This is a genomic window from Caballeronia sp. (assembly GCF_028292365.1).
Taxonomy (GTDB): Bacteria; Pseudomonadota; Gammaproteobacteria; order Burkholderiales; family Burkholderiaceae; genus Caballeronia.
Genome location: NZ_JAQGMM010000523.1, coordinates 1 through 11,755, shown reverse-complemented (window position 1 = coordinate 11,755; position 11,755 = coordinate 1). Strand labels below are relative to the sequence as shown.

Annotated in this window: 13 protein-coding genes; 9 read left to right on the top strand and 4 right to left on the bottom strand. The window is 59.3% G+C overall.

What is annotated here, in order from left to right:
- The 7 genes from JWR14_RS30735 to JWR14_RS30705 form a co-directional block, all read left to right on the top strand.
- Positions 1–453 (top strand): GNAT family N-acetyltransferase (locus JWR14_RS30735; RefSeq protein WP_299716947.1); only part of this gene is annotated, 453 nt, incomplete at its 5' end.
- A gap of 72 nt (positions 454–525) precedes the next feature.
- Positions 526–1,323 (top strand): TatD family hydrolase, encoded by a 798-nt coding sequence (locus JWR14_RS30730; RefSeq protein WP_299716945.1) that lies wholly within the window; start codon positions 526–528, stop codon positions 1,321–1,323.
- Between the two features lie 96 nt (positions 1,324–1,419).
- Complete coding sequence (locus tag JWR14_RS30725) at positions 1,420–2,196, top strand: ankyrin repeat domain-containing protein (RefSeq protein ID WP_299716943.1); 777 nt, start codon at positions 1,420–1,422, stop codon at positions 2,194–2,196.
- A 223-nt stretch (positions 2,197–2,419) separates the two neighbouring features.
- Positions 2,420–2,776 (top strand): Rap1a/Tai family immunity protein, encoded by a 357-nt coding sequence (locus JWR14_RS30720; protein WP_031359334.1) that lies wholly within the window; start codon positions 2,420–2,422, stop codon positions 2,774–2,776.
- A 246-nt stretch (positions 2,777–3,022) separates the two neighbouring features.
- Positions 3,023–4,345 carry a mechanosensitive ion channel domain-containing protein gene (locus JWR14_RS30715; RefSeq protein WP_299716937.1) on the top strand — a complete coding sequence of 441 codons (1,323 nt, stop codon included), beginning with the start codon at positions 3,023–3,025 and terminating at the stop codon, positions 4,343–4,345.
- Positions 4,346–4,619: 274 nt separating this feature from the next.
- On the top strand, positions 4,620–6,038 hold the full coding sequence (gene otsA, locus JWR14_RS30710) for an alpha,alpha-trehalose-phosphate synthase (UDP-forming) (protein ID WP_299716935.1): 1,419 nt from the start codon (positions 4,620–4,622) through the stop codon (positions 6,036–6,038).
- A 295-nt stretch (positions 6,039–6,333) separates the two neighbouring features.
- Positions 6,334–7,401: a glycosyltransferase family 4 protein gene (locus tag JWR14_RS30705; RefSeq protein ID WP_299716933.1), complete on the top strand. Its 1,068-nt coding sequence runs from the start codon at positions 6,334–6,336 to the stop codon at positions 7,399–7,401.
- 171 nt (positions 7,402–7,572) lie between these two features.
- Here JWR14_RS30705 and JWR14_RS30700 read toward each other — a convergent pair whose 3' ends face one another.
- The 4 genes from JWR14_RS30700 to JWR14_RS30685 form a co-directional block, all read right to left on the bottom strand.
- A complete protein-coding gene (locus JWR14_RS30700; protein ID WP_299716931.1) occupies positions 7,573–8,163 on the bottom strand; it encodes a YSC84-related protein in 591 nt (196 codons plus the stop codon).
- Positions 8,164–8,543: 380 nt separating this feature from the next.
- Positions 8,544–9,020, bottom strand: a complete 477-nt coding sequence (locus JWR14_RS30695) for a hypothetical protein (RefSeq protein WP_299716929.1) — start codon at positions 9,018–9,020, stop codon at positions 8,544–8,546.
- Between the two features lie 288 nt (positions 9,021–9,308).
- The gene (locus JWR14_RS30690; protein WP_299716927.1) at positions 9,309–9,614 is read right to left on the bottom strand and encodes a PsiF family protein; all 306 of its coding nucleotides are present in this window, start codon (positions 9,612–9,614) and stop codon (positions 9,309–9,311) included.
- A gap of 202 nt (positions 9,615–9,816) precedes the next feature.
- Positions 9,817–10,107 (bottom strand): hypothetical protein, encoded by a 291-nt coding sequence (locus tag JWR14_RS30685; protein WP_299716925.1) that lies wholly within the window; start codon positions 10,105–10,107, stop codon positions 9,817–9,819.
- An 82-nt stretch (positions 10,108–10,189) separates the two neighbouring features.
- Here JWR14_RS30685 and JWR14_RS30680 point away from each other — a divergent pair, with 82 nt between their 5' ends.
- Positions 10,190–10,471: a hypothetical protein gene (locus JWR14_RS30680; protein WP_299716923.1), complete on the top strand. Its 282-nt coding sequence runs from the start codon at positions 10,190–10,192 to the stop codon at positions 10,469–10,471.
- A 413-nt stretch (positions 10,472–10,884) separates the two neighbouring features.
- Positions 10,885–11,755 (top strand): sugar ABC transporter substrate-binding protein (locus JWR14_RS30675; RefSeq protein ID WP_299716921.1); only part of this gene is annotated, 871 nt, incomplete at its 3' end.

Sequence of the window (11,755 nt, the reverse complement as noted above, 5' to 3'; positions counted from 1 at the left end):
ATCGTGGCCATCTACAATTCCACCGTGCCCTCGCGCCTTGTCACTGCTGACCTGGAACCGGTCTCGGTCGAAAGCCGACTTGCGTGGTTTCATGCGCATGGCCCGAAGGCACGTCCGCTATGGGTGGTTGAAGAAAACGGCGAGATCATCGCGTGGCTGAGTTTCTCCGACTTTTACGGCCGTCCGGCTTATCTGCGAACGGCTGAAGTCAGCATCTATCTCGCCGAAAGCGCGCGTGGCAAGGGACTGGGCAAGCAGTTGCTGCAAGTGGCGGTGGAACGTGCGCCGGCGTTAGGTATCGACACGCTGCTGGGCTTCATCTTCGGTCACAACGAAGCAAGCCTGCGCCTGTTCCAGCGCTTCGAATTCCAGACGTGGGGCACGCTACCGCGCGTCGCAGTGCTGGACGGCGTTGAGCGAGACCTTGTGATCCTCGGCCGGCGGCTCGGCTGATCTATTCGGCTGACGCATATCGAATGATCCCTGGCTCGCCGCCCAACCCAATCCCGCTCTAACGGAATCTCCATGTTCGTCGATTCGCATTGCCACATCAATTTCGAAGGCCTGGCCGATCGTCTGCCCGAGGTGCTCGACAAAATGCGCGAGTTGGAGGTGACGCATGCGCTGTGCGTCTCGGTTGATCTGGAAACGCTGCCTTCGGTGTTGAAGATCGCCGAGGAGAACGAGCATATTTATGCATCGGTCGGCGTGCATCCGGACCACGAGGACGCGCGTGAACCGAGCGTGGCGGATCTCGTGGAACTGGCGCAGCATCCGAAAGTCGTGGCTATCGGCGAGACGGGGCTGGATTATTACCGTCTGGAAGGCCGCAGCATCGCCGATATGGAATGGCAGCGCGAACGCTTCCGCACGCATATTCGGGCGGCGCACGCGACGGCGAAACCGCTGATTATTCACACGCGTTCGTCGTGGGAAGACACACTGCGGATCATGGCTGAGGAACGCGCGAGCGTGCCGGGCGGCGTGATGCATTGCTTCACGGAACCGTGGCATGTCGCCGAGGCGGCGCTCGGCCAGGATTTTTACATTTCGCTGTCGGGCATTGTCACGTTCAAGAGCGCAAAAGACGTGCAGGACGTCGCGCAACGCGTGCCGCTTGAGCGTTTGCTGATTGAAACGGACTCGCCGTATCTGGCGCCGGTGCCGTATCGTGGGAAATCGAATGAACCTGCGTACGTAAGTTATGTCGGACGCTTCATCGCGCAATTACGTGAGATGCCCGAAGACGCGCTGGCGGCAGCCACCACGCGTAATTTTTTCACGCTGTTCAAGATCCCGCAGCCGCAGCCAGTGGAGCACTGAAGCCCGCCAGGGTCTTTTCACCGCGGCGCGCTCGATCGCTCGCCTGACAGATTTATTATTTCGTTATTAGAACGTTAAGTAATCCCCAAGGAACACATGCTTACATCTTCGACGGTTTCTGCTTCGACCCATTCAACCCCCTCCACCGGTCAATCCGCCCTGTCGCGTAAGACATGGCGAACCCTGGTCACGGGACTGGTGCTGACGGCCGCGGCCATTGCGCAACCGGCGTTCGCCACGCCTGCCGACTCGATGATCAAGGCAGTAAAGTTCGACGACATCTCTGCCGTTAAAAAGCTGTTGTCACAGGGCGTGGATCCCAATCTGGTCGATGACACCGGCACACCGTTGCTCGTGATCGCGGCGAGGGAAAAGTCGGACAAGGTAGGCAAGCTGCTCGCCGATAACCCGAACATCGACCTTGAAAAGCTCGATCCCGCCGGTGAAAACGCGATGATGCTGGCCGCGCTCAACGACGACCTCACCTTCGTGAACCTGCTGATCGCGAAGGACGCGGAAGTGAACAAGAAGGGCTGGACGCCGCTGCACTACGCCGCGACCAACGGTCATGACGACGTGGTCAAGGTGCTGCTCGACCATTCGGCTTACATCGACTCGGGTTCGCCCAACGGCACGACCCCGCTGATGATGGCGGCGCGCGGCGGCCATTTGTCGACAGTCAAGCTGTTGCTCGATGAAGGCGCTGATCTTCGGGTGAAGAACCAGATTGGCATGACGGCGGTGGACTTCGCGAATCAGTATCACGAGAAAGATGTGGCGGAAGGGCTGGCGGCACGGCTGGCATCGATGCAAAACCAGGGCGCAGCGGGCGCGTCGGGAGCACCGCAAAGCGGCGCAAACAGTGCAAAATGACGCTCGCACGGGCGAGCACCTGACTTTGGTTTAACTGAGAACAGGTCCCGGCCGCGCGGCGTGAGGAATATACGAGGAACAGCGGGTGTGTCCGGAAATGATAAGCCGATGAACGGCGCGTCCGGATGCGCTCACTGAAAAGACGGGTTTGGCCAACAAGACAGGATGTTTTCGCCTGCGCATCCAGGCCGGCCCGCAACCGCCAACATAAGAAAGGACCATCATGCAGCGGGTTTTTGTCATGGCCAGTGTGCTCGCGTTTCCGCTTAGCGCGGCCGCGTTCACGGGCAACGATCTGAACATGCTTTGTACCAAGACGGACACAGCCTCACGCAGCGCATGTGCGGCTTATATAGAAGGTGCCGCTGACGGCATCTACAACACGATTGAAGCCATTGGCGGTACATCGGGACCGCAGATCGGCCAGTATTTTTGCCTGCCAGTCGATGTCAAACCGCAGGAGCTGACGGACGCGGTACGCAAGTTCATCGCCGACAATCCCACGCGCGGCAACTTCAACGCCACAACCATGGTGTCGCTCGGGCTCGGCAAGGCTTTCCCCTGCAAAGCTGAAAAATAAGCCAACATTCGCGTCGGGCGGCTCATCGAGGCCGCCCGCCGTCTGCCAGGTCACCGGCCGACCGGCTGCGGCATATGCTGCAATGCAATAGAATAGTCATCTCATCACGCGGCTGACGGGTCAACCCGGCCGGCCGCGGATGTCACTGACGTCACTGCGCGCCATACGCACGCAGACGCAATCGGGTTTTGCACACTCCCGTCGTATCCCCTCGTATCACCTTCCAAGGCTGATCCCACGACGACGATGACCTCTCTCGCTTCCTTCAATTCATCCTTCGATTTCGACTCCTTCGAGCGAATCGCTTCCGCTCCGCTCAATACCTGGCCCGGCACGCTTGTCGTGGCGGCCCTTTCCGTACTGTTTGCGATCGGCGTGCATCGCGTGGGCGCTCGCATCCTGATGCGCATCGCGCGGCCGTACCCGTTGATGAGCGTGGTATTGCGCTTTATCGACAAACCCGCGCTCGCGCTGCTGATCATTCTCGGCCTCGGATTCGTGCTGGTTGAAGCGCCCGATGCACTGCCGTTCGCCGCCGCGCTACGCGACCTGCTCACCGTGCTTCTGATTGTCGCGCTGACGTGGCTTGCCGTGCGTTCAGTGGGCGCGGTGGCCGAAGCGCTGGTGCAGGCTCATCCGCTCGACAGCCAGGACAACCTGCAAGCGCGCCGTATCCACACTCAGGCGCGTGTGCTGGCGCGTTCGGTGATGGTGGTGATCGTGATCATCGGCTTCGGCGGTGCGTTGATGACGTTTCCCGCCGTGCGGCAGGTCGGCGCGAGCTTGCTGGCGTCGGCGGGCGTGGCGGGGCTGGTCGCCGGTATTGCTGCGCGGCCGGTGCTGGGCAACCTGATCGCCGGATTGCAGATCGCGTTGTCGCAACCCATCCGGCTGGACGATGTCGTCGTGATCCAGGGCGAATGGGGACGGGTAGAGGAGATCACCGGCACCTATGTATCCATCCGGATCTGGGACCAGCGACGCCTGATCGTGCCGCTGCAATGGTTTATCGAGAATCCGTTTACCAACTGGACGCGCAACAGTTCGCAGATCATTGGCACGGTGTTTTTCTATGTCGATTACCGCATGCCGCTCGCGCCGATGCGCGAAGAGCTCGAGCGGATTTTGCAGAACGCGCCGGAGTGGGATAAGCGCGTGCAGGTGCTGCAAGTCACCGACGCCACCGAAAAGTCGATGCAGCTGCGCGTGCTCGTCAGCTCCTTCGATTCCGGCTTGAACTGGGATCTTCGATGCCGGGTGCGCGAAGGCCTGCTGAACTTCATGCAGTCGTCGTATCCGCAGTTCCTGCCGCGGACGCGGGCGGATATTTCGCCGGAAGGGGAACATGTCGATTTTGTCCCGCCGCTTGAGCGCAGTCTCGCGGATGACAAGAATGGCGCGGCCGGAACGATCAGGCCGCCGGTGTCCCGCGGGACGGCCAATACGGAAGCCGATCCGGTGGCGAGCCGGGGAGAGCGGCACGGCCCGGACGCATCGGCGAATTCGGCGGCGAGCACCGCCCCGAGTGCGCCCGGCGGCGGCGCAACTAATCCCGCTGAGCGTCGCTAAAGCAAGGTCATCTGCATGAAATTGCTCACAAGCTCACACTAAGCGACAGTGAGAGGCCACGAAGCACAGCCTTTGAAGCCGAGCCATGAAGCACGCGTGGGGCATCGGAAAACGCGGCAATGAAATTGAACTGAGGCACTTACCCGGAGCCGAACGAAGATCGTCGACAAAAAACAAATGGCCACGACGGGCCACGACGCTCGCATAGGGCTCATCCATGCGGCCATGAAAAAATACACACCCTGAACAGAATCGCTAAAAAAGGAAGCCAGTAATGACTCGCCTAGTCGTTGTATCGAACCGAGTAGCCTCTCCGACAGAAACCAAAGGCTCGGCCGGCGGACTCGCCGTGGGCGTCTTCGGCGCGCTGAAGGACAGCGGCGGTGTCTGGTTCGGCTGGAGCGGTGACGTAGTCAGCGACAGCGTGGCGAACCAGGGACCGAAACTCGAACAGGACGGCGCGGTCACGTTCGCCACGGTCGGCTTGCCGAAGAAGGATTACGACCAGTATTACCGGGGGTTTTCGAACGCGACCTTATGGCCTGTCTTCCATTATCGCAACGACCTGGCCGTCTACGACCGCGACGAATACGCGGGATACAGACGGGTCAATTCATGGCTCGCGCATCGCGCCATCAAGCTGCTGCAACCCGATGACGTGATCTGGGTCCACGACTATCACCTGATCCCGTTCGGCGAGGCGCTGCGTTCGGAAGGCGTCACCAACCGGATGGGCTTTTTCCTGCATATCCCGTTTCCGTCGCCACAAATCCTGCTCAACATTCCGCCGCACGAAGAACTGGTCAAGTCGCTGTGCTGCTATGACGTAGTGGGCTTCCAGACGCCAGGCGACCAGGCTGCTTTCCACGATTACATCGTCCGTCACGCGCACGGAACTGCCACGGCCGACGGCGAAGTGGAAGCGTTCGGACGCAAGCTGAAAACGGGCGTGTATCGCATCGGCATCTTCCCGGATGAAATCGCCGAACAGGCCACGCGTGGCGAAGCGCGTCAGGACGTGATGGACCTGAAGCAAAGCCTGGAAGGCCGCAAGCTCATCATGAGCGTGGACCGGCTGGACTATTCGAAAGGACTGGTCGAACGCTTCAAGGCGTTCGAGTATTTTCTCGAAAAATCGCCGGAATGGCGGGGCAATGTCACGCTGGTGCAGATCGCACCGCCCACGCGTTCGGACGTGGATACCTACCAGCAGATCCGCCATAACCTGGAATACGAAGCAGGACGTATCAATGGGCGTTATTCGGGCCTCGACTACACGCCGATCCGCTACATGAATCAGCGTTATGACCGGTGGAAGCTGATGTCGCTGTTTCGCGAGTCGCAGATCGGGCTGGTTACGCCGTTGCGCGACGGCATGAACCTGGTCGCGAAGGAATATGTCGCGGCGCAAAATCCGGACGATCCCGGCGTGCTCGTGCTGTCCCAGTTCGCCGGTGCCGCCGATGAAATGAAGGGCGCGCTGATGGTGAATCCGCACGACATGGTCGGCATGAGCGAGGCGATTGGGCGGGCGCTTTCCATGCCGCTCGCCGAACGCCGCGAGCGCTACGAAACCAACATGGTGATGCTCCGCAAATACGACCTGGGCGTCTGGCGCGACTCGTTTCTCGCCGACCTGCGAGGCGTGAAATTGAACAAACCGCTGAGCAAACGCCCGGCGGGTAACAAATAACAACACAGGCAGCGCCGATGTAAAACGCTGCCTAACAGCGTGATTTCGGCCTGAAAAACGCAGGAATTCGACAAAATCCGAGTGTTTCGCGACTGTAACAGGGTCGTGAAAGTGAAAGTTTTGCCAACTTTTAGGCTTCCACAGCCAATAATACGGTGTCGTTCTCGTGCGCCCAGTCTTTCAACGTCGTTTCAACGTCGTTACAAATTCGCGCGCGAGGACGTCCGGCGCCCGTGCCGATCACTATCACCGACTAAACATCACGGCGACGTAAGACCGAGTGGAGACGCGAACAATGAGAATTGCACAAATAGCACCGTTGACCGAATCAGTGCCGCCCAAGCTGTATGGCGGCACTGAGCGGGTTGTTTCATATATTACCGAGGCGCTGGTTGAACTCGGGCATGACGTGACCCTGTTCGCTTCCGGCGACTCGCAAACCAAGGCGAAGCTGGAAGCCGTGTGGCCACGCGCGTTGCGCCTGGACCCGGCTATCCGCGACCGGATTGCCCCGCATATGCTGCTGATGGAAATGGTGCGGCGCCGCGCTGACGACTTCGACGTGCTGCATTTCCACATGGATTACTACTCGTTCTCGCTGTTCAAACGCCAGGACACGCCGTTCGTGACCACGCTGCATGGCCGGCTCGATTTGCCGGAACAGCAGCCGATCTTCAACACGTTCAACACCGCGCCGGTCATCTCCATTTCGGACGCGCAACGTCATCCGTTGCCGCAGGCCAAATGGCTGACGACCGTGTATCACGGGTTGCCGGAAAAACGCTACATGCCGCAGCCGGTTGAGCAGACGTACCTGGCGTTCCTTGGGCGGATATCGCCGGAAAAACGCGTCGATACGGCCATCCGGATTGCCGGCCGTTGCGGCATGAAAATCAAGATTGCGGCGAAGGTGGACGCAGCCGACCGTGAGTATTACGAACGAGAAATCGCGCCGCTGATGGAGCTGCCGTACGTGGAGTTCATCGGCGAAATCGCCGATGACCAGAAGGCCGATTTCCTCTCCGGCGCCCATGCGCTGCTGTTCCCGATCGATTGGCCGGAACCCTTCGGGCTGGTCATGATCGAGTCGATGGCGTGCGGCACGCCAGTAATTGCGTTCAATCGCGGCTCGGTGCCGGAAGTGCTGGAAGAGGGCGTGACGGGGTTTATCGTCGAGGACGAGATTGGCGCCGTGGCGGCTGTGAACCGGCTGCATACGGTGTCGCGCGAAGGCGTGCGCAAGCGCTTCGAAGAACGCTTCACGTCGCATCGTATGGCGCAGCAATATGTTGATGCTTATCAAGCGGTCGTACGCGCGCAAAGGCGTTCACGCCTCAAGCTGATCGATAGCGCAACGAGCTAAACGGCACGTCTGAAGAGCGCGTCTGAAGAGCACGTCGTCAGCGTTCGAAGCCCAAAAAAGCCCAAAAGAAAACCGCCGCGCAGCACGACCTTCCGGTCATGCTGCGCGGCGGTTTTAACGTGCGCGCTTGATTCAGGATTCAGGCCTGCTCGTGCCGGCCGGAGGTCCTGATCAGATCTTCAGGCGCGATACCTTCGTGCCTTCCAGCGACAGGTTCGCCATCAGGCCAGCATTCGTCAGCACGAACACTTCGACCGGCGCCGTTGCGGTATCCGAATCGATATTGCCGTTCGCGCCCATCTTGACCAGTGCGACCGATGCATCGCCACCGACTGACCAGCCATCGGTATTGCGGAATTTATCGAGCGCGTCCTGCGTCATGAACAGGAAGATGATCGCCTTCGATTGCGCGCCAGCTTGCAGGCCGATCGACGCCGATGTCGTGCTGTAGTAGCCGACCGAGCTGCCGCCCACCCGCAGCGCACCCTTGCCGTACTGCGCGCCGACGATGAAGCCTGCCGCCAGCACCGACGGGAACACGAGCACGCCGCGCGCCTTGCCAACCAGCTCACGCGAGCCGCGAGCGGTGACGTAGAGGCGTTGCATGGTCGCGTCGATGTCCGCGTCGATCGAACGGCGTGCGTCCGCGTCGCCGGCAGTCTGTTGTGCGCCCTTATTCGAGGTCGTCGTGCAACCCGCTAGCGCTAAGCCACCCATTGCAAGTGCGGCGGTCGATTTGATCATGAAGTTTCGTCTTTGCATCGTTCTCTCCATCGTGGTTTTTTGGGAAACCCCATCTACGAGTGTTGCAACATGGCGTTTTATAACACAGCACGTCCGTGAGCAACATGTCCTGAAATCTCGCGGAGCCTTACCCCGCTTGGCTTGCGCCGTGTCAGGCAAATGCAATGTGGTAATTTTGACCTGCCTGGCCGAAATGCCGCCCGCACGAGAAAGCGCTTGTTTGCGCGAAACATTCGCCTCTCACAACAGACAAAACCCAAGGACGCAAACGGCGGGCCTGCTCGTCCGAATTCGTCGAATTCCGGTCAAAGTTACCCGTCAAAATAAAATGAAAAATTGCGTGAGATAGTGCAAAAGATCCTGCAGAGGTGTCGCCTGCGCGCTGAAACGCGACGTTTTTATGGCTTCGCAATCCGAGTGGATTCATTGGCTTGCTTCGCCTTGTCGTTTTTTGCGGGCGGCCGGCGCAGGGAGCGTCGAATTACACCGATCACCGCGCCGAGCAAAAACAGCGTGATTGCCGGTACGACCCAGTAGCCGACAAACGCGTGCCATAGATAACCGAACAGCACGCTACGGCGAGTCGAGTACTCCTGCTGCGCATCCTGGTTCTTGGCAGCGTTGGCTGCGACTACGTCCGGCGGACAGCCGGCTGCGCGCGCTTCGTCGAGGGAACCGTGGCAGCGCGAAACGGCGGGAGCGGCACGTTGCGCGTCGGTGAACGTCCACGTGGAAAGGGAATGAGCAAGATCCTGGGCATCGTACGCGAGTTGCTCGCGTAGTTCGTTGGCCGCCACGATCATGACGGGAACCGCCCAAAAAACAATCACGACCAGCCACCGCCTGAACCAGCGGTTTTTATATCGCCATACCATCCTTGGGGCCTCCGTCCGTTGCAGTGCTGCAAGCCGGCTAGACTGTGGCGGACCGATGGCGCATTAGTTGTTCTAGTGGGCCGCCTTCGCGTCATCTTATGAGATAAAACGCGCGCCGCGTAGTAAGACCGTAGCTGCACTGCAATAAGACGGGGCGGGGTTTTCCCGCGTTCGGGACTTCACCTACGCGGGGTTTATCGGCGATTTATAGGTGAGAAAGCCATGAAAAAAGCCGCGTGTTCAAACCACGCGGCTTCATCAAACAATTGAGCGTCACCTCGCTCCGGTTCAGCCCTTGTTGCTGAGACAGTCCTTCATGAAGGCCTTCCGATCGTCGCCTTTCTTGCCCGTCGCCGATTTGTTGCATGCCGTCATTTTCTGCTGCTGGGTCATCGGCGCTGCAGCTGCTGGTGTCGACGAGAGGCAATCTTTCATGAACGCCTTGCGGTCATCGCCTTTCTTGCCCGTAGCCTGTGCATTGCAGGTCGTCATCTTCGATTGCTGGCTGTTTTCGGCAAACGCCGGCGTTGCAGCGAAGGTCACACTTAAAGCGGCGCCCAATGTCAGCGCTGCGATGGTTGCCCGGATCTTCATGCGTTTTCTCCCTTTAGATGGATGACGTGAAACGAGGTGAGGTGTTGCAAGTCAGGCACGTATTAATACCGCTGCGGCGTTCGCCGTTGTTTTGCAAAACCAAGCAGGCAAACCAAGGCAAGCCATTATGGCAAAAAGCCATACAAATGCCGTACGGTTTCGAACCTACGGATAAACGATATGCACAGTGCGGCCGCATGATTCAAAAAACGCCCGCATTAATCGATTCAGACTGGTTAACACCGGTCTGCCCTGGTCCGGTTCCTGTTGATACACGTTTTGTAAGCTTTCTTTCGCCGATGACAACGGTTCTGCACAACAGGCTTACAATTTTCATTTTTCTCGCGTGCTGGCATAGCCTGCTTGAACCACCCATGAGTTCAATGATTTCGTGGCCTGCAACGACTCGCACTCCCCCGCATCCGCAAGGAAAGCCTCCGTTGTAGCATCGCAACATCTGCATGAATGGTGTCATCGCCTCGACAAAGCGCATTCACAGATTCTCCCTACACTCTTTCGTGCGCAGCGTTGTAAAGCCGTGCGATCCTGTCGTCTACTGCTGAAAGGAGTTGCGTATGTCCCATCCTTTATCCGATCACTACAAAGGTTTCGAAATCACCGTCCAGGCGTTGCGCCGCGGGAAAGAACGCGACGAGCCGGACGACGGCCCGCGTCATTTCGATATCGTCGTCAACATTTCACGCAGTGCCAGCGGTGAGAGCGGGAAATCGGAGATGTTCGGCGTGCCGGAGCAGGAACCGTTCGACAGTCCCATCGACGCGACGCGGGCGGGTATTGAATACGCGCGGTCGATCATCGACAAGAAGGTGAAAGGGGAGTCCGTCGATGAGCTGTAAACGCTCGCCGGCATGGTGGCGGTGGCAAAGCTTCACGGCAAGACTTCACGACATTTTGCAAACGGAAGCTGACTAGCGGCTCGGCGGGCGAAGTCTCGCCGCATCCCGTGTTGCGTAAAAATCAGGGCCGACAGCAATTGCGGTGGGCAGCGGGAACGTCCACGCTCACTGGACCGTGCGCGCTTGTCGCTTGGGGCCGAAGACACGCAAGCGCGCACACGGATCTCGCGCGATGTTCAATCCCGGCTATCCGACGAAATCATGTTCCGACGCCCGGCACGACGACCGAATCGACCGGGGGCAATCCTTAGCTGCGCCACCCCGACGCCTCGACACCCCACACCCGCTGCCCATCCTGTTTCATCCAATAACTAACATCCAACAACTCAAAACGAACCGAGGAGATTTGCCGCATGAACGCACATCACAAACGTGTCAAACCCGCGTTGCGCCGCCGTTTCTTGTCTGTCGCGCTGGCACTGGGCGCGTGCGCCGCGTTGCCGTTGTCGCTGTATTCAACAGGTGCCGCCGCGCAAGCCGCGCACAAGCCGAAGGTCGCGCTCGTGATGAAATCGCTGGCGAACGAGTTTTTCCTGACCATGGAAACCGGCGCCAAGGACTATCAGAAACATAACTCGAGCCAGTTTGACCTGATCACCAACGGCATCAAGGACGAAACCGATACCGCGAACCAGATTCGCATTGTCGAGCAGATGATCGTCTCGAAGGTCGATGCGCTCGTGATCGCCCCGGCTGATTCGAAAGCGCTCGTTCCGGTCATCAAGAAGGCCGTGGATGCAGGGATCATCGTGGTGAATATCGATAACCGGCTGGACCCGGATGTGCTCAAGTCGAAAGACCTGAACGTGCCGTTCGTCGGCCCGGACAACGCGAAAGGCGCGAGGCTGGTCGGCGATTATCTGGCCAAGCGGCTCAAGGCTGGCGATGAAGTCGGCATTATCGAAGGTGTGTCGACCACCACCAACGCGCAGCAACGCACAGCCGGCTTCAAGGAAGCGATGCAAACAGGCGGCATGAAGGTTGTTGCGCTGCAATCCGGCGACTGGGAAATCGACAAGGGCAATGCGGTGGCATCGCAGATCCTGAACGCGAACCCGAACATCAAGGCGCTGCTGTGCGGCAACGACAACATGGCGCTCGGCGCGGTGGCTGCGGTGAGAGCGGCCGGCAAGGCGGGCAAGGTGCAGGTCGTTGGTTACGACAACATCAACGCCATCAAGCCGATGCTCGCCGACGGCCGGGTGCTTGCGACCGCCGACCAGT

Coding starts and splice junctions, on each gene's coding strand:
- JWR14_RS30730 (WP_299716945.1), top strand. CDS start 526: ATGTTCGTCGATTCGCATTGCCACATCAATTTCGAAGGCCTGGCCGAT.
- JWR14_RS30725 (WP_299716943.1), top strand. CDS start 1,420: ATGCTTACATCTTCGACGGTTTCTGCTTCGACCCATTCAACCCCCTCC.
- JWR14_RS30720 (WP_031359334.1), top strand. CDS start 2,420: ATGCAGCGGGTTTTTGTCATGGCCAGTGTGCTCGCGTTTCCGCTTAGC.
- JWR14_RS30715 (WP_299716937.1), top strand. CDS start 3,023: ATGACCTCTCTCGCTTCCTTCAATTCATCCTTCGATTTCGACTCCTTC.
- otsA (WP_299716935.1), top strand. CDS start 4,620: ATGACTCGCCTAGTCGTTGTATCGAACCGAGTAGCCTCTCCGACAGAA.
- JWR14_RS30705 (WP_299716933.1), top strand. CDS start 6,334: ATGAGAATTGCACAAATAGCACCGTTGACCGAATCAGTGCCGCCCAAG.
- JWR14_RS30700 (WP_299716931.1), bottom strand. CDS start 8,163: ATGCAAAGACGAAACTTCATGATCAAATCGACCGCCGCACTTGCAATG.
- JWR14_RS30695 (WP_299716929.1), bottom strand. CDS start 9,020: ATGGTATGGCGATATAAAAACCGCTGGTTCAGGCGGTGGCTGGTCGTG.
- JWR14_RS30690 (WP_299716927.1), bottom strand. CDS start 9,614: ATGAAGATCCGGGCAACCATCGCAGCGCTGACATTGGGCGCCGCTTTA.
- JWR14_RS30685 (WP_299716925.1), bottom strand. CDS start 10,107: ATGCGCTTTGTCGAGGCGATGACACCATTCATGCAGATGTTGCGATGC.
- JWR14_RS30680 (WP_299716923.1), top strand. CDS start 10,190: ATGTCCCATCCTTTATCCGATCACTACAAAGGTTTCGAAATCACCGTC.